Source organism: Microbulbifer agarilyticus, from assembly GCF_001999945.1.
Lineage (GTDB): Bacteria > Pseudomonadota > Gammaproteobacteria > Pseudomonadales > Cellvibrionaceae > Microbulbifer > Microbulbifer agarilyticus_A.
Genome location: NZ_CP019650.1, coordinates 1,752,776 through 1,772,336, shown reverse-complemented (window position 1 = coordinate 1,772,336; position 19,561 = coordinate 1,752,776). Strand labels below are relative to the sequence as shown.

General features: G+C 56.6%; 21 protein-coding genes. 14 read left to right on the top strand and 7 right to left on the bottom strand.

Annotated elements, in window-relative coordinates:
• Window positions 1-52 precede the first annotated feature (52 nt).
• From Mag101_RS07065 to Mag101_RS07050, 4 genes are all read left to right on the top strand, one after another.
• Window positions 53-709 (top strand): NAD(P)H-binding protein, encoded by a 657-nt coding sequence (locus Mag101_RS07065; protein WP_077402735.1) that lies wholly within the window; start codon window positions 53-55, stop codon window positions 707-709.
• A gap of 188 nt (window positions 710-897) precedes the next feature.
• Complete coding sequence (locus Mag101_RS07060; RefSeq protein ID WP_077402732.1) at window positions 898-1,944, top strand: alkane 1-monooxygenase; 1,047 nt, start codon at window positions 898-900, stop codon at window positions 1,942-1,944.
• 27 nt (window positions 1,945-1,971) lie between these two features.
• The gene (locus tag Mag101_RS07055) at window positions 1,972-2,424 is read left to right on the top strand and encodes a DCC1-like thiol-disulfide oxidoreductase family protein (protein ID WP_077402729.1); all 453 of its coding nucleotides are present in this window, start codon (window positions 1,972-1,974) and stop codon (window positions 2,422-2,424) included.
• Window positions 2,411-2,980, top strand: a complete 570-nt coding sequence (locus Mag101_RS07050) for a GNAT family N-acetyltransferase (RefSeq protein WP_077402726.1) — start codon at window positions 2,411-2,413, stop codon at window positions 2,978-2,980. Before Mag101_RS07055 ends, Mag101_RS07050 begins: the two co-directional genes overlap by 14 nt.
• 49 nt (window positions 2,981-3,029) lie before the next feature.
• Here the strand turns inward: Mag101_RS07050 and Mag101_RS07045 are convergent, their stop codons facing one another.
• The 4 genes from Mag101_RS07045 to katG form a co-directional block, all read right to left on the bottom strand.
• Window positions 3,030-3,314 carry a DUF2905 family protein gene (locus Mag101_RS07045; RefSeq protein WP_077402723.1) on the bottom strand — a complete coding sequence of 95 codons (285 nt, stop codon included), beginning with the start codon at window positions 3,312-3,314 and terminating at the stop codon, window positions 3,030-3,032.
• Window positions 3,315-3,417: 103 nt separating this feature from the next.
• Window positions 3,418-3,990 (bottom strand): hypothetical protein, encoded by a 573-nt coding sequence (locus Mag101_RS07040; RefSeq protein WP_077402720.1) that lies wholly within the window; start codon window positions 3,988-3,990, stop codon window positions 3,418-3,420.
• Window positions 3,991-4,240: 250 nt separating this feature from the next.
• Window positions 4,241-5,368, bottom strand: coding sequence for a MipA/OmpV family protein (locus tag Mag101_RS07035; protein WP_077402717.1), 1,128 nt, complete (start codon window positions 5,366-5,368; stop codon window positions 4,241-4,243).
• Between the two features lie 109 nt (window positions 5,369-5,477).
• Complete coding sequence (katG, locus tag Mag101_RS07030) at window positions 5,478-7,706, bottom strand: catalase/peroxidase HPI (RefSeq protein WP_077402714.1); 2,229 nt, start codon at window positions 7,704-7,706, stop codon at window positions 5,478-5,480.
• A gap of 203 nt (window positions 7,707-7,909) precedes the next feature.
• On the opposite strand from katG, the gene Mag101_RS07025 reads away from it, so the two are divergent.
• The 6 genes from Mag101_RS07025 to Mag101_RS07000 all read left to right on the top strand — a co-directional run bounded on the left by Mag101_RS07025 (window position 7,910) and on the right by Mag101_RS07000 (window position 13,229).
• A complete protein-coding gene (locus Mag101_RS07025) occupies window positions 7,910-8,494 on the top strand; it encodes an exopolysaccharide biosynthesis protein (protein ID WP_077402711.1) in 585 nt (194 codons plus the stop codon).
• A gap of 168 nt (window positions 8,495-8,662) precedes the next feature.
• On the top strand, window positions 8,663-9,229 hold the full coding sequence (ahpC, locus tag Mag101_RS07020; protein WP_077402708.1) for an alkyl hydroperoxide reductase subunit C: 567 nt from the start codon (window positions 8,663-8,665) through the stop codon (window positions 9,227-9,229).
• Between the two features lie 227 nt (window positions 9,230-9,456).
• The gene (gene ahpF / locus Mag101_RS07015) at window positions 9,457-11,049 is read left to right on the top strand and encodes an alkyl hydroperoxide reductase subunit F (RefSeq protein WP_077402705.1); all 1,593 of its coding nucleotides are present in this window, start codon (window positions 9,457-9,459) and stop codon (window positions 11,047-11,049) included.
• A 314-nt stretch (window positions 11,050-11,363) separates the two neighbouring features.
• Window positions 11,364-11,942, top strand: coding sequence for a YceI family protein (locus Mag101_RS07010; RefSeq protein ID WP_077402702.1), 579 nt, complete (start codon window positions 11,364-11,366; stop codon window positions 11,940-11,942).
• Between the two features lie 140 nt (window positions 11,943-12,082).
• Complete coding sequence (locus Mag101_RS07005) at window positions 12,083-12,628, top strand: DUF2058 domain-containing protein (protein WP_077402699.1); 546 nt, start codon at window positions 12,083-12,085, stop codon at window positions 12,626-12,628.
• A 31-nt stretch (window positions 12,629-12,659) separates the two neighbouring features.
• Window positions 12,660-13,229 carry a DUF1415 domain-containing protein gene (locus Mag101_RS07000; RefSeq protein WP_077402695.1) on the top strand — a complete coding sequence of 190 codons (570 nt, stop codon included), beginning with the start codon at window positions 12,660-12,662 and terminating at the stop codon, window positions 13,227-13,229.
• A gap of 4 nt (window positions 13,230-13,233) precedes the next feature.
• Here the strand turns inward: Mag101_RS07000 and Mag101_RS06995 are convergent, their stop codons facing one another.
• From Mag101_RS06995 to Mag101_RS06985, 3 genes are read right to left on the bottom strand one after another with little or no spacing between them, the layout of a single operon-like run.
• Window positions 13,234-14,991 (bottom strand): SulP family inorganic anion transporter, encoded by a 1,758-nt coding sequence (locus Mag101_RS06995; RefSeq protein WP_232325172.1) that lies wholly within the window; start codon window positions 14,989-14,991, stop codon window positions 13,234-13,236.
• Complete coding sequence (locus Mag101_RS06990; protein WP_077402689.1) at window positions 14,951-15,358, bottom strand: TIGR01244 family sulfur transferase; 408 nt, start codon at window positions 15,356-15,358, stop codon at window positions 14,951-14,953. The genes Mag101_RS06995 and Mag101_RS06990 overlap by 41 nt, the downstream gene beginning before the upstream one ends.
• 18 nt (window positions 15,359-15,376) lie before the next feature.
• Complete coding sequence (locus tag Mag101_RS06985; protein WP_077402685.1) at window positions 15,377-16,255, bottom strand: MBL fold metallo-hydrolase; 879 nt, start codon at window positions 16,253-16,255, stop codon at window positions 15,377-15,379.
• A gap of 141 nt (window positions 16,256-16,396) precedes the next feature.
• Between Mag101_RS06985 and Mag101_RS06980 the strand changes: the two genes are divergently transcribed.
• The 4 genes from Mag101_RS06980 (at window position 16,397) to Mag101_RS06965 (ending at window position 19,497) form a co-directional block, all read left to right on the top strand.
• A complete protein-coding gene (locus Mag101_RS06980) occupies window positions 16,397-16,711 on the top strand; it encodes an ArsR/SmtB family transcription factor (protein WP_077402681.1) in 315 nt (104 codons plus the stop codon).
• A 9-nt stretch (window positions 16,712-16,720) separates the two neighbouring features.
• Complete coding sequence (locus tag Mag101_RS06975) at window positions 16,721-17,155, top strand: YeeE/YedE family protein (RefSeq protein ID WP_077402678.1); 435 nt, start codon at window positions 16,721-16,723, stop codon at window positions 17,153-17,155.
• 4 nt (window positions 17,156-17,159) lie between these two features.
• Window positions 17,160-17,582 (top strand): DUF6691 family protein, encoded by a 423-nt coding sequence (locus Mag101_RS06970; protein ID WP_077402675.1) that lies wholly within the window; start codon window positions 17,160-17,162, stop codon window positions 17,580-17,582.
• Between the two features lie 178 nt (window positions 17,583-17,760).
• Window positions 17,761-19,497 carry a SulP family inorganic anion transporter gene (locus Mag101_RS06965; RefSeq protein WP_232325171.1) on the top strand — a complete coding sequence of 579 codons (1,737 nt, stop codon included), beginning with the start codon at window positions 17,761-17,763 and terminating at the stop codon, window positions 19,495-19,497.
• Window positions 19,498-19,561: the final 64 nt, after the last annotated feature.

Here is a 19,561-nt window from a genome sequence, read left to right as displayed (position 1 = left end):
GCTCGCAGGTAAAAAATAATGCCTGCTTACGGCATGAAAGACGGACCGGAAAATGGCCAAAACTGCGATCGTACTGGGAGCCACCGGGCTGGTTGGCCAGGCACTGGTGGAGCAATTAGTAAACTCCGACAATTTTACGCACGTCGTCACACTCACCCGCAGGCCCGCACCACACCAGTCGCCCAAGGTCGAAAATCATGTAGTGAATTTCGACCAGCTCGAGGATTACCAATCGCTGTTTTCAGGTGACTGCCTATTCTCCTGTCTCGGCACCACAAAAAAACAGGCGGGCTCAATCGCAGCACAGCGACAGGTTGATTTGGATTATCAATTAGCAGCCGCGCAGCTTGCAGCAAAAAATGCTGTGCCACACTACTTGCTGGTTTCCTCTAGCGGGGCCAACGCCGAGAGCCTGAGTGCTTACCTGAAGATGAAGGGCGAGCTGGAGCAGCAGGTGCTGCAACTTCCGTTCAAACACATCAGCATACTGCAGCCCTCATTACTGCTGGGCTCTCGCGATCACGCGCGAGCAGGCGAGCAGTTCGCGGCCTGGCTGCTACCAACACTGTGCAAACTTCCCGGTTTGAGGAAATACCGCCCAATTACCGGAGACCAGGTCGCCAAAAAACTACTCGCCCTGAGCCTTGCACCCGGCCCCGCGCAACAAACACTCGTTTTGGATCAGATTTTCGAAGGTCTGCCAGAGTGAGATACCAGCAAGTGGCGCGCCTAGGATAACCGACTGGTTTCAGCCAAGGATGCTATTGCCAGCGGGCGCTAAATCACGCTTTAATCCTTGGGTAGCCAATCACTCCGACAGCTTGATGTATGCACTCGACAGGGTGCAGCACCGATAGCGAAAACAATAATTCTGTGGGAGACAGCAAAGGAGGCTCTATGCACTCTCTGCGCGCCGGTCGCTATTTGGCGGCCTACATCTTGCCTTTACTCGTCTTGCTGGGCCTTAGTCAGGGCGGAATGTGGACGTTCATTCCCCTGCTCTATACCTATGGCATATTACCGCTGCTCGAACTCCTCCTGCCGGCACCCGTATCAAACCTAACCGAGCTGGAAGAAAAATCCGTGGAATCTGATCCGCTGTATGACTTGTTACTGTACCTGGCTGTGCCGGTTCAGTATGGACTACTGGGCTACTTCTTTTTCGTATTACCCGACTTGCACGGACTGCCACTCGTCGGTGCAGTCATCAGCCTGGGATTAATGTGCGGCACCTTTGGTATCAATGTCGCACACGAGTTAGGCCACCGCCCAAAGCAACTTCCCCAGTTTGCCGCCAAGCTGCTCCTGCTCTCCTCACTAAATACCCACTTCTTTGTCGAGCACAACCGCGACCATCACCGGCGCGTTGCCACAACAGAAGATCCAGCCAGTGCGCGCAGAGGGGAAACGCTTTACCACTTCTGGATACGCTCAATCTACACGGGTTACCTGTCTGCTTGGCAGTTGGAAAATGTGCGACTCGCCAAACAAGAACGGCACTGGTTTTCCCTTCATAACCAAATGCTCCGCTGGCAGTTCATGCAGGTTTTCGCCGTTGCAATGATCTTCGGTTTTTTGGGTGTGAAAGCCGGAGTCTGCTTTTTGATCGCGGCGACCGGAGGCATCCTACTACTGGAGACAGTCAACTATATCGAGCATTACGGGCTGCAACGGGTAAAACAGGGCACGCGTTACGAGCGTGTTTCTCCGGTGCATTCGTGGAATTCCAACCATATTTTAGGCCGGCTCACACTGTTTGAGCTGTCCCGCCACTCCGACCACCACGCGCGAGCAAGCCGCCCCTACCCGATCCTCCGCCATCATGAAGCCAGCCCGCAAATGCCCACCGGCTATCCGGGAATGATGCTGGTGGCCCTGTTACCCCCGGTTTGGTTTCACGTGATGCACCGCCAGATTGCCCGCTTCCAAGCGGCGGAGAGCTGACAACAGCAAGGACGTACGCAATAGGAAATGAGTGAAACACGAGCACCCTCGGAGAAACGCCCCGAGCTACAGCCTGAGAACCAAGAGATCCTGCTGCTCTACGACAAGCAGTGCCCCATGTGCGACTACTATTGCAACCTGGTTCGAATTCGCGAAGATTTGGGCAACCTAACGCTGATTGATGCGCGGGAAGATAGCGAGCTGCTTGGTGAAGTCACCCGACGCGGGTTGGATATCGACCAGGGTATGGTGCTGCAAGTTGGCAGGCAGCTTTATTACGGTTCCGATGCGATTCACATGCTCTCTCTACTGGGTGGCCGCAGCGGTTTTTTTAACCGGGTTAATTACGTTATCTTTCGGTCCAATACAGTGGCACATATTGTGTACCCCACGCTGCGCTTTTGCAGAAACCTGGTACTGAAAGCGCTGGGGATCAGCAAGATCAACAACCTCCACCTAAAGAATAATGACAAATTTTAACCCCGAAAATACCAGCCAACGTCCACCTCACGACACACTGCAAATCCGCTGCGCTCAACCGGGAGACTTTCCCCAAATACTCGATTTGAATAGGCAATTTGAGACCGAGACGAGCCAACTTACACGTGATCGTCTGGAGCAGATGCATGCGCAGAGCAGTTATCACAAAGTTGCCGCTTTCGGAGATAGCTTTGCCGGGTTCCTGATCGCATTCAGTAACCAGTCAACTTATGACGGTAGCAATTTCAGATGGTTTGCCGAGCGGTATCAAAAATTCATTTATGTAGACAGGATCATTGTAAGCCCAAGTGCTGCCGGCGGTGGCGTTGCCACTGCTCTGTATGAGGACCTGTTTGTTGAGGCGCGAACAAACGGTATTCACCTGGTAACCTGCGAGTACAACCTTGAACCGCCAAACCTCCCATCGCAACGTTTTCACACACGAATAGGATTTGCCGAAGTCGGCAAACAGCGAATTGGGGGAAGTGGAAGAGCGGAAAGTGCCAACGGGCCAACCAAGCAAGTATCAATGCAGGCAAAAACACTGCCGGACTAGCAGCACACTAAGTATCTGATACCTGCTCCAAGGCGCGCTCAAGCTGGCGCTATCCCCGAGTCAAATAGGCGATAAGATTCACCAGTATTGTCAGCAGAATTGAAGCGAGAATCATAGCTTTCCAGGGAAAGAACACCTTTACTCTGGGCCTTTCCGGATCTTCATGCTGCTCAATTGCGCGGCGGGCATTCTCTTCTATCTTCTTTTGCGCCTTGCTCGCGGCATCGGGAAACACCAGCGGAATCAGGTTCACCAACAGGGTCAAAACGACCGACGCCACCAATGAGTAAAGAATAAACTCCACCGCACGCCCCCATTCTCTTTTCTCTTGCACGTTGGCAACAGCTTAGCCTACTCCCCTGCAAGTCTACTTTTACAAAAGTTAAATACCACAAAGGCGCCCGCAGGCGCCTTTCTTTCTTGGATATGACTACTGCTTATCGGCGTGCCATGCTCGACCCACGGGAATCCAGTGCGGCCAGAATCTTCTTCATCTCATCCGCCTCATCCTGCACTCTTTTCGCCTTGGCGGCAGCTATGGCGGCCTTCTCTGCTTCAATACCAGCCTTAATCGCACGCTCGCGTGCCGCGCTGCCGGTGCGACCAGTAGCAATCTTTTCTTTTGCCGGTTTAGTGGTGCGTTTGGCAGTTACCTTGGTCACGGTTTTGGAGGCAGTGGCACGGGGTCTGGCCTTCGGCTTAGGCGCCAGAGCCGCTTTGGTGGTGCCGGAGCGCACGGTCTTTATGCCCACCAGGCTTTTAGCGTTATAGGTATCCAGCGCTTCCTCTACCATTTCCTGCTGCTCAAGGCGGTCTTCCACCGCCGCAAACAGTTCCACCTCAAAAGCATGGGCACCAAAGGCCTTCAGCTCATGGTAAAACGGGTGGTCGATACCCAGGGCAACAGCGTCTTGGATCTGTCGAAAACGCGCCTCGGGGGTCACGCCATCGCGGGCAGTGCCCACCCATACTTCATCGGTTTCGCTATTGGTCAGGGTGAATACGATCATAATTCCTCAGTCAACATCACGGAGGCCAGCGCCGTAAGGAAACGGGCTGGATCAACAGGGCCAAAAGGCCGCGCATTCTAATGATTTAAAATGAAATGTGCAGACTTGACTTGCGGCGCGAGCCCTGACCTCTGGCGCTGCGTCTCTGCTTGAAAATGGACCCACAGAAAAATGTTGGCAGCGATACCTTTTGGCTCGCGCCCGATCAACGGGTGGACCGCTGGGCCCAGTGATTGGGCCCTGTGGCCGATCAGAAGGTGTAGGTAATCGCGGCGAAGCCCTTGAGTACGTGATTGTCGTCGACGATGGGGCTATCCGAGATGTCATCACCCAAGTATTCCACGTTCAGGTCGATGACCAGGCGCCAGTGCTCGGTGATCTCCAGGATTCCGCCAACGCCGCCTTCGACCGTAACCGTACTGCCGACGTCATATGCGGGCCTGACGGGGTTGCCCGCCCAGATGGGCACCCCGAAGTCATAGTTGGCGAGATCACTACTCAGCCAGTTCACCCCCAAAGATGGTCCCCAGCTGACATTGCCAGTCTGGAACCCCTTGGACACGCGGAATTCTGCGGTACCGCCGCCAAAGCGGTCCAGCACATCGTGCTGATAGCGAAAATCCACATCAATGCGGTTGGGACCGTCGTACACCAGGCCGACGCCGGCCATTAGGGTGCTGTCGCGGTCTCCGAGACCAACCAGGATCGGGCTATCGCTCTCTTCGTAAGCCCCCACACGGTAGGTGGCATTCACTGCGAAACGCAGGGTGTCACTCCCCCAAATCCCGTAACGCAGGCTCGGGCCCACCCACTGTAGCCGCTCGCCGAAATAGGTAATGGCAGGGATAACCTGGGTGACCGCCGAATCAGAGCCCACGTAGGGACTGCTGCGCCCGATCACGCCAATACCCACACCCCACTGCCCGGCCTCGCCAAGTACCTGGAACAGTTCTATATCGATGGTGGTGGTTTGGCCGTCGGCGAGATAGAAGCTTGCGCGCTGAAAGCTCGGCGGCCCCTTGGGGCGATAGCTGTTTGACAAGCCAATCGGCTCTTTGGGAATCCCGATAAAGGTTCGGTCCAGGGCGCCGTTATTGTTTTCATCTGCGTACACCAGCACCGCGATGGTGCCACTCGGTACACCGGACAAACGGTATACACCTTCCGCATTTACCCCCATGACCATCTCACTGCGAGGACTGCGAAAGTCACCAAATGCATCCGGGTTGTCGTACACCTGAAAAATCAGATTGCCATCGGCTGGCGGGTTTAGCACCCGCACTTCCAACTCCGCAGCGCTCGCGCGGCCAAAGTGAAAGGCGCTTGCCACAAAGATGACAAAGACAGTGAATCTGATTACTGCAGTCGATATGTTCATCTGATATCCGCTTGTGGAGGTAATGCTCGCCTCGCAGGGGGGATCCTCGCTGGGAAGCGCAGTTAAATTCTAACTACGCTCAACAGCGAGAATGGATCACCGCCAACGCTTAACGGTCGAGGTTCATTACCTTGTGCCAAGCTTTCGCGAAGTCATCGACAAATTTCTGCTTGGCATCGTCTTCCGAGTAGTACTCGGCAACGGCGCGCAGCTCGGCATTGGAACCAAAGATCAGGTCCACGGGTGTTGCCGACCATTTGACGTTACCGGTCTTGCGGTCTTTACCCTCGAACAGCCCCTCTCCCGACCTGCTCCACTCGGTCGACATATCCACCAGATTGACGAAGAAATCATTGCTCAGGGTGCCGGGCTTATCGGTGAATACCCCGTTCGCAGATTTGTCACTATTAGTGTTCATAGTGCGCATGCCACCGATCAACACCGCCATTTCCGGCACCGTCAGATCCAGCATACTGGCCTTGTCCACCATCGCTTCCGTTGGCGACAGCACGTTGCCCTTGCCATAGTAATTCCGGAACGCGTCCGCACGTGGTTCTAGCCAGCCGAAAGATTTGACGTCGGTCTGCTCGGCAGTGGCGTCATTGCGCCCCGGTGTGAATGGCACCTTGACGCTATAGCCGGCTTTCTTTGCCGCTTCTTCCACCCCGGCGTTACCGGCCAGGACCACGGTATCGGCGAACGAGATTTTCTTGCCGCCGCCGAGCCCACCATTGAAATCCTTCTGGATACCTTCGAGCTTGGCGAGCACCTTCGACAGCTCTGCGGGGGAATTTACCGGCCAATCTTTTTGCGGCGCCAGGCGAATACGCCCACCATTAGCGCCACCGCGGGCATCCGAATCGCGATAGGAAGCGGCCGCCGCCCAAGCGGTACGTACAAGTTCCGGGACCGTCAGGCCAGAGGCGAGGATTTTTTTCTTGAGGTTTTCGGCGTCGCCTTCACTGATCAACGTGAAATCTACGGCGGGAATCGGGTCCTGCCAGATCAGATCCTCTTTCGGCACCTCTGGCCCCAGGTAGCGGGACTTGGGACCAAGATCCCGATGCAGCAATTTAAACCAGGCCTTGGCGAAGGCTTTCTGCAGCTCGTCCGGGTTTTCCAGAAAGCGCTGGGAGATCGCCTTATAGGCCGGATCCATCTTCAGTGACAGGTCGGTGGTAAACATAATTGGTGCATGGCGCTTGGATTTGTCATGGGCATCCGGCACCAGATTGGCCGCCTGGTTGTTTTCCGGAATCCACTGAGTAGCGCCCGCCGGACTTTTGGTTTTTACCCAATTGAATTTGAACAGGTTCTCCAGATACTGATTACTCCACCGGATCGGGGTCACCGACCAAGCGCCCTCAAGGCCACTGGTAAATGCATCGATGCCTTTGCCGGTACCGCACTTATTCTTCCAGCCGAACCCCTGCTCCTCTATGCCTGCGGCCGCCGGCTCCTTTCCAATACAATCGACCTTAACCGCGCCATGGGCCTTACCGAAGGCATGCCCGCCGGCGATCAGTGCGACAGTTTCCTCATCGTTCATCGCCATACGGCCAAAGGTCTCGCGAATATCTTTTGCCGCCGCAACCGGGTCCGGATTGCCATTTGGGCCTTCCGGGTTCACATAGATCAACCCCATCTGCACCGCCGCCAACGGCCGATCCAGCTTGCGATCCCCTTTATAGCGTTTGTCTGCAAGCCATTTGGTTTCAGGCCCCCAGTACACTAGGTCCGCCACCCAGTCATCTTCTCGGCCACCGGCAAAACCAAAGGTCTCAAAACCCATGGATTCCAGTGCCACATTGCCGGTCAGCGCCATCAAATCTGCCCAGGAAATTTTATTGCCGTACTTCTGCTTTACCGGCAGCAGCAGGCGACGAGCCTTGTCCAGGCTCGCATTGTCCGGCCAGCTATTCAGGGGTTCGAGGCGTTGTTGGGCGCCAACCGCTCCCCCGCGACCATCCATGACACGGTAGGTACCGGAGGCATGCCAGGACATCCGAATCATCAGAGGGCCGTAATGGCCGTAATCGGCCGGCCACCAGTCTTGGGAAGTCTTGAGTGTGGTCTCAATGTCTTTCTTGAGCGCGTTGTAATCCAGGCTGTTGAATGCCTTGACGTAATCAAAATCCTCGCCTTGAGGGTTTGAGGCTGCACCATTGCGGCGGAGTACCGAAAGATCCAACTCGTCCGGCCACCAGAAACTGTTCGGCTTGGGTTCGCCGGCGGGGTATTTTTCCTGAGCACCAGATTGAGCCAAGGAATAAGAAGTGGCGCCCAGCGCGCAGATGGACAGAGCGATGGCTGTACAAAGTGTTTTGGCTTTTAGCATGTTTACACCCTTATTTGAGTCATGTTCCATTTGCCTCTGAATATAGGTGCTGCAGATTTGCAGTAAGGTGAATTCACGCTTTGCGACGATAATTTGACGGATAAATTCACACCCGTGGAAATCGCAACTGGAATAACCGAGCGCTCGCTGCCCTATGCTTTTTAAATAGAGCCCTCTGACACACCCAGCAGCCAAACACCACCATGCCAGAAGAGATCCAGAATCTGAGCCAGTTGCTCCAGAAACTGGAAAGCCTGACCGCGAGCGATGAACGCATTACTCTGGGGCGGGTGTTAAAGGCCCTTGGAGAACGCTCCTTTGCGCCGGTATTGCTGTTGATCGGCCTGATCCTGCTCTCGCCGCTTTCCGGCATTCCGGGGCTACCGACCCTGATGGGAATACTACTGCTGTTGGTCTCGATTCAGATGGTGATGTTGCGTCACCATCTGTGGCTACCCAAATGGCTATTGGCTCGCTCGATCCCCAAGAAACCGCTTATCCGCAGCCTGCACTGGTTTGCAAAACCGGCCGCGCACCTGGACCACTGGTTGCGCCCGCGGCTGGGAGTCATGGTGTATCAGGCAGGCAGTGTCGCCACTGCGGGTATCTGCATCCCCATTGCCCTACTCCTTCCGGTCATGGAGGTCATTCCCTTCTCGGCCTCTCTTGCCGGGCTCGCCCTGATCACCTTCGGGCTGGCGCTGGTCGCCCGTGATGGTGCTCTGGAACTTATCGCCTTCGTACTCACCGGGGCCGCACTGGCCCTGATTCCCTACTACTTCTTTTGAATAAAATTTAAACTATCAGAAAGTGTCAAATAATAGCCTAGAGCAATCACAACCATAAATATCAATTATTTCAATCAGGCAAGGCCAACCAATAGTATTTCCCTCGTACCAAGCAACCAACGCCCAAACAGACGGGGCACAACTTCTCTCAGGAGATAAGGAAATACCATGGCTAACTACATTAACAGCGAAGTAAAACCCTTCAATGCCAAGGCTTACCAGGCTGGCGACTTCTTCGACGTGTCTGAAGCGGACCTGAAAGGCAAATGGTCCGTCGTGTTCTTCTACCCTGCTGACTTCACCTTCGTATGCCCTACCGAGCTGGGTGACCTAGCCGACAACTATGCGGAGTTCCAGAAGCTGGGCGTTGAGATCTACTCCGTATCCACCGATACCCACTTCACCCACAAGGCGTGGCACGACACCTCCGACACCATCGGCAAAATCCAATTCCCGATGATCGGTGACCCCACCGGCACCATCACCCGCAACTTCGGTGTGATGATCGAGGAAGAAGGCATCGCGGACCGCGGCACCTTTGTGATCGACCCGGAAGGCAAGATCCAGATCGTTGAGATCAACGCTGGTGGCATCGGCCGCGACGCCCAAGACCTGCTGCGCAAGATCAAAGCTGCCCAGTACGTCGCCGCCCACCCGGGTGAAGTTTGCCCGGCCAAGTGGAAAGAAGGTGAAGAAACTCTTGCTCCCTCTCTGGACCTCGTAGGCAAGATCTAACTCTCAACTGCGGGCTTCGGCCCGCAACCCCACAAATACGAATAGAACCTAGTGGCGGTGCCGCTACCGGGTGCAGCTTTGTGAGACACGAACTAGGCGTCCCCCCGGAACCCATCCCTGGGGGCTCTTCTAAAACATCCCTGTTTTAGAAGGTCTCACAAGAGAGCACCCGGCATCGGCGCCTTCACAGCAACTTCTGATAAATACCCGAATTTCAGGACACACCGATGTTGGACGCAAACGTAAAGAAACAATTGGACACCTATCTGCAGAATATCGTCACTCCGATCGAGATCAGTGTGTCCGCCGACGACAGCCCAAAAGCTATTGAACTGAGTAATCTGGCCAGCGAAATCAACGACCTCTCTAGCAAGATTACTTTGAAGCAAGAGCGCCGCCCCCGCACACCGAGCATGGCGATCGCCCCAGCAGGAGAAAGCCCCCGAGTCAGCTTCGCCGGTATTCCCATGGGACACGAATTCACTTCACTGGTACTCGCCCTGTTACAAGCTGGCGGTCACCCCTCTAAGGTAGATGCCGCGCTGCAAGAGCAGATCCGCAATATCCCGGGTGAATTCCACTTTGAAACCTATATTTCACTGTCCTGCCAGAACTGCCCGGACGTGGTGCAGGCGCTGAACCTGATGGCGACCTTAAATCCGAATATCACCCACGAAATGATCGACGGTGCCCTATTCCAGGAAGAAGTTGATGATCGCCAGATCATGGCGGTACCCGCGGTCTACCTGAATGGTGAGCATTTCGCGCAGGGCCGTATGAGCCTCGAAGAGATCGTCGGCAAGATCGACACCGGTGCGGCCGCGCGCAAGGCGGAAGAGCTGAGCGAGCGCGCGCCCTACGATGTACTGGTGCTGGGCGGTGGCCCGGCCGGTGCGGCGGCGGCAATTTACGCGGCACGCAAAGGCATTCGCACCGGCCTCGTGGCCGAGCGCTTCGGCGGGCAGGTAATGGACACCGTAGGTATCGAGAACTTTATCTCGGTGCCTTACACCGAGGGCCCAAAACTGGCCGCAAGCCTTGAGCAGCACGTGAAAGAATATGGTGTCGATATCATTACCGGCCAGCGCGCCGCTGCGCTGACGCGTGACAAAATGATCGAACTGCAAATGGAAAGTGGCGCCACCCTGGCCAGTAAATCGGTGGTACTCGCGACCGGGGCGCGCTGGCGCGAACTGGGTGTGCCCGGCGAAGCGGAATACCGTACCAAGGGTGTGGCCTACTGCCCGCACTGTGACGGCCCCTTCTTCAAGGGCAAGCATGTGGCGGTGATTGGCGGTGGCAACTCCGGTATTGAGGCGGCCATCGACCTGGCCGGTATCGTCAAGCACGTCACCGTGCTGGAATTTGCCGACACCCTGCGCGCGGACGAGGTACTGGTGCGCAAGGCCCGCTCCATGGCCAACATCGACATCATCACCAATGCCCAGACCACCGAAGTGCTCGGCGATGGCGCCAAGGTCAATGGCCTGCAATACACCGACCGGGTGAGCGGCGAGAGCAACAAGCTCGAACTGGCCGGGGTCTTTGTACAAATTGGCCTGGTGCCCAACACCGAGTTCCTGCTCGACAGTGGGTTGGAAATGAATCGCATGGGCGAGATCGAAATCGACAGCCGCGGTGCGACATCAATGCCCGGTGTGTTTGCCGCGGGAGACGCCACTACCGTGCCTTACAAGCAGATCGTCATCTCCATGGGCGCAGGCGCAACCGCCGCGCTGGGCGCATTTGATCACCTGATCCGCTCATCGGTCGCCCATACAGATAGCCCCACCGAAGAGGCTCTGCCCATGGCGAGCTAATGCCTAGCGGCGCTTAGATGCGACTCCGGGGCCCAGCTATCAGCGGCTCCGAAGCACCCTCTTCCCGGTGCGCCGCGGCAACGCTTTCAAGCGTTGGCGGCCACCGGGGGGACCCCAACCCCTTGCCGGCACTTGCCGGCTTTTTTACTACCTTTCTTTTTCACTACCATTCGCAAACTTCCTCTGGCCAGCTGCCACAACGGATGATAACGTTTCTCAGCTAGAACTGACTGGTCGAAGTCAGTCGAGCACACAAGACCCAACGTATACGCGTGTGCTTGCAGGTTATTACTGGTTGAAACAGGAGAATCACCATGTCTTTCAAGTCCATAGCGCTCGCATCCCTGCTGGCCCTGCCACTTTCAGCCCTTGCCGACTGGCAGCTCGCCGGGGACGACTCCAGTGTGAATTTTGTTTCAGTGAAGAAGAGCAATATTCCGGAAATGCACCACTTCAAAAGCATGAGTGGCGGCATATCCGATGAAGGCAAGGCACAACTGACCATTGATCTGGCCAGTGTTGAAACCAACATCCCGATCCGTAACGAACGCATGCAGAAAATGCTGTTCAATACCGCGAAGTTTGCCAAGGCCACCATCAGCACCGATGTGGATGCGGAAAAACTGAAGGGGCTCAAGGCCGGCGAGAGCATGGCTGTGGATGCCAATGTCACGGTCGAAGTACACGGAGAAACCAAAACCGAAAAGGCCATGCTGCAAGTGACCGGCCTCGAAGGTGGCAAGTTACTGGTGACGACCAGCACTCCGATTATCGTGAATGCCGGTAACTACAAGCTGCTGGAAGGTATCGAAAAGCTCCGCGAAGTCGCGGGCCTCGATAGCATCAGCCCGATCGTGCCGGTGACCGCCAAGCTGGTATTCATGCAGAAGTAATTCTCCGATCAATGGCCTTTCGTGGCGGCATTCGCAAGGAGGCCGCCACGGAATACCCCTACCCCCTGCGATCCCCTCCGCAAATCCGCTAGAATTCGCGCCATCACTTTCCATCCGTTAGATCAATCAGGTAGATCAACATGGCATCACTCCAGGACCAACTGCTGAAGGCAGGTCTGGTAGATAGCAAAAAAGCCAAGAAAATCGGCAAAGAAAAGCGCAAGCAGAACAAGGTTGCCAAGAGCACCGGTCAAGCGCAGGTGGATGAAGCCAAACTCGCCGCGGAGCAAGCCCGCGCTGAAAAAGTGGCCAAGGACCGAGAGCTGAACGCCCAGCGCGAAGCCGCGGCACAGCAGAAAGCGATTGCGGCCCAGATTAAACAGCTGATCGAGCGCAACAAGCAGCCTAAGGGTGCCAAAGGTGACAACGACGTCGCCTACCATTTTACCTTTGAGAAGAAGGTGAAGAAGATTTACGTCTCCAGCGCGGTACAGGAGCACCTGACGGCCGGTCGCCTGCTGATCGTCGGTGAAGGGGAACACTTTGAACTGGTGCCGCGGGTCATCGCCGACAAGATTGCGGAACGCAACGCAGACATGGTTGTGCAGGCGCCCGAGCAATCAGCCCCGGTGGACGAGGACGATCCCTACGCGGGCTACGAAATCCCAGACGACCTGATGTGGTAAAGCGGGCCCTGAACCCGTTTCCGGAGTCAATATGACCGACAGTGATCCAATCGTCGCCCAGGTAGAACGCTGGCTGCAGGATGTGGTCGTGGGGCTGAACCTGTGCCCCTTCGCCCGCAAGCCACTGCGCGCCGGGCAGATTCGTTTTGTGGTGAGTGAAGCTGCCGGCGACAAATGCAACGAGGTATTACTGGAAGAGCTGTTGCAGGAATTTCAGGTGCTGGATCGCTGTGATGAGCAGGAGGTGGAAACCACGCTGCTGATACTGCCCACGCAGCTGCGCGACTTTCTCGAGTACAATTTCTTTCTGGATGACGCCGAGTGGCTACTGAAACGCCAGGGCTATGAGGGCACCTACCAGATCGCCAGCTTCCACCCCCACTATCAGTTTGCGGACACCGAGCCCGAAGATCCGGAAAATCTCACCAACCGCTCCCCCTACCCGATTCTGCATATCCTGCGGGAAGCCAGCATGGAGCGCGGCCTGAAAAATTATCCGGACCCGGAATCCATCCCGCACAACAATATTGTGCGAGTGGAGTCGCTCAGTGACGACGAGAAGCGCGCACTGTTTCCCTACCTGTTTGCGTCACAGCGGTGAAAACTTAATCCGTCCGTGAATCCATTTCGTTACGCAAATAGGTAAATGCCTGATACTGGGTAAAAAAGATCTGCCCGGAAATTTCTTCCACGAAGCCGCTCTGCTGCAGGTTATCCATCACCGGCCCTTTCACTTCCGACAGGTGCAGGCAAATACCCGCTTCTGCCAGCTGCGTATTCACTGATTCCAGTGTTTCCAGGGCGCTCCAGTCTATCTCGTTCACCGCACTGCACATCAGCACCACATGACGGATATCCGGGTTGGCCGCCACGTCGGCATAGACGCGCTCTTCCAGAAACGCGGCGTTGGAAAACATCAGGCTTTCATCGACCCGGATAGTGAGCACCTGTGGCACGGTGACGACATTGTGACGCTTGATATTGCGGAAGTGCTCGGTACCTTCCACCAAGCCTACCTCGGCAATATGCGGTTTGGAGGTGCGGTACAAGAACAAAACAATGGACGCCGCCACACCACAGGAAACCCCCGCCTCAACCCCAAACAACAGGGTGACCACGATGGTTACCAATACCGCAGCAAAATCGCTCGGCGAAAAGCGCCAGGTTTTGCGCAGAATGGAAAAGTCCACCAGTGAGAGCACCGCCACGATAATGGTCGCGGCGAGGGTTGCCTTCGGCAGGTAATAGAGAAAAGGCGTCAGGAACATGGCCGCCAGCGCGATGCCGATCGCGGTGAATACACTCGCCATTTGGGTTTCAGCGCCCGCGTCAAAATTCACCACCGAGCGGGAGAAACCACCGGTAACCGGAAACCCGCCGGAAATTCCGGACGCGACATTCGCGGCTCCCAGCCCCACCAGCTCCTGGTTCATATCGATCTGTTGCCGACGGCGCGCAGCGAGTGTCTTGGCCACGGAAACCGACTCCACGTAGCCGATGATGGAAATCATCACCGCAGGCAACCAGAGCTGCTCAACAAGATCCACAGAGAATGCAGGCCAGTTAAAGCTCGGTAAACCGCCGGGAATATTCCCTACCAGCGCCACACCGCGCGCTTCCAGATCCAGCCCTGCAACCATCAGAATGGTAGCGATCACCCCCACCACCGGAGCCGCCTTAACCAGCAATTCTGCGGCGTTTTTCGAGGCACCGAGAGACTGGAACAGTGATACTGCCCCACGGCGAGACCAGAACAAGAACAGCAGCACCCCTGCGCCCAACGCCAAAGTAGTGAGATTAATTTCATCCACAGAGGCCGACATGGAATGCAGTAGCGCCGGCAAGTTATCGCCCTGGGCCGATATGCCCATCAGGTGCTTTAACTGACTGAATGCGATGAGCACGCCGGACGCAGTAATAAAACCGGCGATTACCGGGTGTGACAGGAAGTTGGCCAGAAAACCCAGCCGCAATACACCAAGCAAAAGCAGAAACAGGCCGGATAGCGTTGCCAGTAATATCGCCGCGGCCAAATATTCAGCGCTAGTTTGTGCGCCCACCTGCCCCAGTGCGGTGGCACTCATCAGCGACGCAACGGCGACGGGCCCCACCGACAAAGTGCGGCTGCTGCCAAACAAGGCGTATGCAACTAACGGTGCAATGCTTGCATACAGCCCCACTTCCGCAGGCAGGCCAGCCAACAGTGCATAGGCCAGGGATTGCGGAATCAGCATCACGGTGACAATCACCGCCGCCAGTAAATCCCTATGCAACTGTACAAGGGAGTAACCGGGAAGCCATTGGGCGGCGGGCAGCCACCGTTTAGTAGGTGACCAGAACACCGCTGACATCAAAGCCGGCATTTGTTGCCGCTTGCTGCAATTGTTTTCTGTCCGCACCATTTATGCAGCCCGCGGCAGCCCAAAGGTTGCAGGCGCGATTGCCGGTGCGGCAAAAAGCGTGCACTTTCTTGCCGCTCGCGAGTAACTTGGCGAACTCCTCACAGTGTGCAGGCTGCATCTGGCCGCGGGAGAATGGGATCGCCACAAACTGCATCCCGGCGTCAGTCACTGCCCGATCCAGTTCGTCATAGGTCGGAATGTCCTCTGATTCGTGCTCGGGACGATTGCACACCACGACTTCTACACCGGCTTTCGCGAGCTGTGCCATTTCATCCAGCGCCGGCTCTGCGGATACCGATACCTGTTCATTCAGTTGTTTAAGATCCATTAGTCCTACCTCCCAAACTCACAATTTGTTAATCGGCACCTTGAGATACACGGTGCCATTGTCTTCCGCAGGTGGCATTTCACCGGCGCGAATATTGACTTGAATCGACGGCAAAATTAGCCGCGGCATCGCCAGGGTAGCGTCGCGTTCGGTGCGCATTGTTACGAAGTCCGCTTCACTCACGCCCTGATGCAGATGGATATTGCTGCGTTTCTGCGCACCCACCGTGGTTTCGTATTCATGCGCGCGACTTCCATTGGGCGGGTAGTCGTGACACATAAACATGCGCGTCTCTTCCGGAAGCGCCAGCAGTTTTTGCACGGACTGGTACAGCGCATGCGCATCCCCGCCCGGGAAGTCACAGCGGGCGCTGCCCACATCGGGCAAGAAAAGGGTGTCGCCGACAAACAGCGCGTCGCCAATCAGCCACGCCATATCCGCCGGGGTGTGCCCCGGTACGTAGATGACCTGGCCCTTGAGGTCGCCAATGGTGAAGGTATCGCCATCGTGAAACAGGTGGTCAAACTGGGATCCGTCCGCCAGGAATTCTCGCTCCAGGTTGAATACTTCCCGGAAGATCCCTTGCACCTGGCGAATATGGTCGCCAATGGCAATCTTGCCGCCCAGATGCTCGCGAATATACGGTGCGGCAGAGAGGTGGTCGGCATGGGCGTGGGTTTCCAGAATCCACTCCACGGTCAGGTCTTTGTCCTGCACGAATTCGACGATCTTGCTCGCCCCATCGGTACTGGTGCGCCCCGAGGCATTGTCGAAGTCAAGTACCGCGTCGATGACTGCCGCACTGCCGCCGTCCCGGTCATAGATCACATAGCTCCACGTCTCCGAGTCCGGGTCGAGAAAGGCCTGAACGAGCGGTCGAGCAGCCGTATCGGTCATTGGAACACCTCATATGTATTTATCGAATAAGATAATAACAAATAGAAATATAGCTTCCAACAATATACTTTTCAATATAATATTTCTTACTTAATTGATTGCAGCCGGAACGGCGCCAGAAGAACACATTGGAATCCCCCTATGCCCGACACCAGTGATTTACAGCTGGACAAGATGCGCGATGCTGCCGGCCAGGCATCAGCCTTGCTGCGCTCCCTTGGCAATCAGGATCGTCTGCTGCTGTTGTGCCAGCTGAGCCAGGAAGAGCTGTGTGTCGGGGACATCGAGGAGCGGCTGGGTATCCACCAGCCGAGCCTGTCGCAACAACTCGGTGTGTTGCGCAGAGAAGGACTGGTCACAACGCGCAGGGAAGGTAAACGCGTCTTCTATCAAGTGGCCGATCCCAAAGTCCTGGCCCTGCTTCAAACCCTCTATCAACTGTATTGCGCGGAGTAACACGCCACCATGAACATCGACTGGAATGCCTTTACCCCCGGGAGCGCCCTCGCCGGCGGCCTGCTGATCGGACTCGCCAGTGCCTGGCTCATCCTGATGAACGGCCGCGTGGCGGGCATTTCTGGAATTTTGGGCGGACTACTGAATAACGAGCGCGGCAACCGCGGTTGGCAGTTTGCTTTTATTCTCGGCCTGCTCGCCGGCCCCGGGATTTGGAGCCTGTTTCATGCCCTGCCCACGATTGAGATACGCGCCAGCTACCCGGTACTGATTGCCGCCGGCCTGCTGGTGGGTATTGGCACCCGTTATGCTGCGGGCTGTACCAGCGGGCACGGTGTCTGCGGTTTATCGCGGCTTTCACCAAGGTCGCTCGCGGCCACCATGACCTTTATGTTTGGCGGCTTTGCCACCGTCTATGTCGTCCGCCACCTGCTGGGAGCCTGAGACCATGAATAAAACGACCTTTTCTGCGTTTGTTGCCGGTCTGATTTTCAGCTTTGGTTTACTACTGTCCGGCATGGCCAACCCGGAGAAAGTCCTCGGCTTCCTCGATCTGTTCGGCGCCTGGGATCCCTCACTGATGCTGGTGATGGGCGGTGCTATCGCCGTCGGCTTACCGGCCTTCGCTTTGGCCAAGAAACGGGAAACCGCAGTGCTCGGTGGGCCAATTCAGCTGCCAGGCAAGCGTGCGCTCGACAAGCGCTTGATTCTGGGAAGCTTCGCATTTGGCATTGGCTGGGGCCTTGCAGGTTTCTGTCCGGGCCCGGGGATCGTGGCCAGTGGCGCACTGGAGCCTGGCGCCTTGGTGTTTGCGGTGGCGATGATCGCAGGAATGCTGGGGTTCCGTTGGCTGGAACGCCGCACTAGCTGACCTTCCAGATCGGGGCTCGGTTATCCCGACGTCAATCCTCTACTGAGCTTCTCCGAGCCCCTTCGATCTCCTTTCCATTTCCCTTCCACCATCTACCTGATCCCCGCGGTTCCCCCGCGGGATAATCCAGAGACTATCCTGATGGAATCCCTCCGGCCTCTGGACCACAACCGCGCAAGTGATACGGGCATACCGACTCATACCAAAATGGCTTAGACGCTACCGCCGCCAGTGGTTGTTCTCCGACCTCACCGCAGCGCTGGTGTCAGGTATGTTGCTGGTGCCGCAGGGGCTGGCATACGCGCTGCTCGCTGGCTTGCCACCTCACGTTGGGCTCTATGCCAGTCTGGTGCCGCTTATTGCCTACGCAGTGTTTGGCAGCAGCACAGCCATGGCCATAGGCCCCGCCGCGGTGCTGTCTCTTATGACGGTATCCGCGCTCACCCCACTGGCAGCCATCGGCAGCCCCGAATATGTCGGTGCTGCAATCATTCTTACCCTGCTAAGCGGTGCCTTCCTGTTCGCCATGGGCCTGCTCAAGATGGGCGCGCTGTCCAACCTGCTCAGCCACCCGGTAATTAGCGGCTTCGTCTCCGGGGCTGCCGCGCTGATTATCGTCGGGCAAATCCCAGCCCTGCTGGGAATCAAGGTCGACGGCGAGACGGCCTCGGTCAAGCTGCTGCATATCATCGAGCACCTACCGGAGGCGCATCTGCTCCCCATGGCTTTTGGGATTACCGCGGCGTTAATCTTGATCGTCAGTCGCATCTGGCTGCCGATGACGCTGTTTCGCCTGGGTGCACCCAAGCAGGTAGCCCGACTTACCGCGCGATTGGTACCGATGCTGTTGGTGCTGTGTGCCATCGCACTGGTGCATCAATTCAAACTGGAGGACAAGCTCGAGGTCATCGGCGAAATACCCGCAGGACTACCCAACATCGTGCTACCCGACTGGAACTGGAGCCTTATCTATCGACTGCTGCTACCGGCGCTGATTATTGCCTTGCTGACCTTCGTAGAAAGTCTTTCCATTGCCCAGGCCGTAGCAGCGCGGCGCGGCGAGCGACTGGATGCCGATGGCGAACTACTGGGACTGGGGGCCGCCAACATTACCAGCAGCCTGTCCGGGGGCTTGCCGGTAGCGGGCAGTTTTTCCCGCACGGCCGTGAACGCCGAGGCCGGTGCGGCATCCCCCCTGGCCGGCGTCATGGCTGGCCTGATGATGATTCCGGTACTGCTCTACCTCACCGGTGTGTTCAGCGCGCTGCCACTTACGGTACTCGCGGCGATCATTATCGTCGCTGCGGCAAGCCTGTTCGATTACAGCGGCTTCATTCACAACTGGCGCTACGACCGCACCGACGGTATCGCCATGTTCTGCACCTTTGCCGGGGTGATCTTGTTTGGGGTCGAGGCAGGTATTGCCCTGGGAATTGGCCTGTCGTTCGCCACCCTGATCTGGCGTAGCAGCCGGCCGCATATTGCGGTGGTCGGACGGGTTCCGGGGACCGAACACTTTCGCAACGTGTTGCGCCACAATGTCGAGACCCAGAAAGACATCCTGTTTCTGCGCATTGATGAGAGCCTGTTCTTCAGCAATATCAGCGCGGTGGAAGACCGCCTGTTGAGTGAGCTGAAACGGCACCCGGACACCCGGGACCTAGTGTTGATTCTGTCTTCGGTCAGCCGCATCGACGGCACCGCACTGGAGCGCCTGCACCAGATCAACAAGGACCTGAGAAGCCGCGACATTCGCCTGCACATGGCCGAAGTCAAAAGCCCCGTGCTGGATCGCCTGAGCCGCTCCAAGCTCTTGGAGAAACTGACCGGGCGTATCTTCCTCTCCTCCTACATCGCCGAGCTGGCATTGCGTCACGGCGAAGATGAGCCGCCGCCGACCACCGAGACCACATAAAGCTCTGTACCCCTTCCAACTATACTGGCAATATATACAGTATTCAGATTGCATATTTCAGGCG

Bases quoted from the DNA above. Each gene is read 5' to 3' on its own strand.
- Mag101_RS07060 (WP_077402732.1), top strand. From the start codon at position 898: ATGCACTCTCTGCGCGCCGGTCGCTATTTGGCGGCCTACATCTTGCCT.
- ahpF (WP_077402705.1), top strand. From the start codon at position 9,457: ATGTTGGACGCAAACGTAAAGAAACAATTGGACACCTATCTGCAGAAT.
- Mag101_RS07000 (WP_077402695.1), top strand. From the start codon at position 12,660: ATGACCGACAGTGATCCAATCGTCGCCCAGGTAGAACGCTGGCTGCAG.
- Mag101_RS07065 (WP_077402735.1), top strand. From the start codon at position 53: ATGGCCAAAACTGCGATCGTACTGGGAGCCACCGGGCTGGTTGGCCAG.
- Mag101_RS06985 (WP_077402685.1), bottom strand. From the start codon at position 16,255: ATGACCGATACGGCTGCTCGACCGCTCGTTCAGGCCTTTCTCGACCCG.
- ahpC (WP_077402708.1), top strand. From the start codon at position 8,663: ATGGCTAACTACATTAACAGCGAAGTAAAACCCTTCAATGCCAAGGCT.
- Mag101_RS07010 (WP_077402702.1), top strand. From the start codon at position 11,364: ATGTCTTTCAAGTCCATAGCGCTCGCATCCCTGCTGGCCCTGCCACTT.
- Mag101_RS07040 (WP_077402720.1), bottom strand. From the start codon at position 3,990: ATGATCGTATTCACCCTGACCAATAGCGAAACCGATGAAGTATGGGTG.
- Mag101_RS06970 (WP_077402675.1), top strand. From the start codon at position 17,160: ATGAATAAAACGACCTTTTCTGCGTTTGTTGCCGGTCTGATTTTCAGC.
- Mag101_RS07025 (WP_077402711.1), top strand. From the start codon at position 7,910: ATGCCAGAAGAGATCCAGAATCTGAGCCAGTTGCTCCAGAAACTGGAA.
- Mag101_RS07005 (WP_077402699.1), top strand. From the start codon at position 12,083: ATGGCATCACTCCAGGACCAACTGCTGAAGGCAGGTCTGGTAGATAGC.
- Mag101_RS07050 (WP_077402726.1), top strand. From the start codon at position 2,411: ATGACAAATTTTAACCCCGAAAATACCAGCCAACGTCCACCTCACGAC.
- Mag101_RS06990 (WP_077402689.1), bottom strand. From the start codon at position 15,358: ATGGATCTTAAACAACTGAATGAACAGGTATCGGTATCCGCAGAGCCG.
- Mag101_RS07035 (WP_077402717.1), bottom strand. From the start codon at position 5,368: ATGAACATATCGACTGCAGTAATCAGATTCACTGTCTTTGTCATCTTT.
- Mag101_RS06975 (WP_077402678.1), top strand. From the start codon at position 16,721: ATGAACATCGACTGGAATGCCTTTACCCCCGGGAGCGCCCTCGCCGGC.
- Mag101_RS06995 (WP_232325172.1), bottom strand. From the start codon at position 14,991: ATGCCGGCTTTGATGTCAGCGGTGTTCTGGTCACCTACTAAACGGTGG.
- Mag101_RS07055 (WP_077402729.1), top strand. From the start codon at position 1,972: ATGAGTGAAACACGAGCACCCTCGGAGAAACGCCCCGAGCTACAGCCT.
- Mag101_RS06980 (WP_077402681.1), top strand. From the start codon at position 16,397: ATGCCCGACACCAGTGATTTACAGCTGGACAAGATGCGCGATGCTGCC.
- katG (WP_077402714.1), bottom strand. From the start codon at position 7,706: ATGCTAAAAGCCAAAACACTTTGTACAGCCATCGCTCTGTCCATCTGC.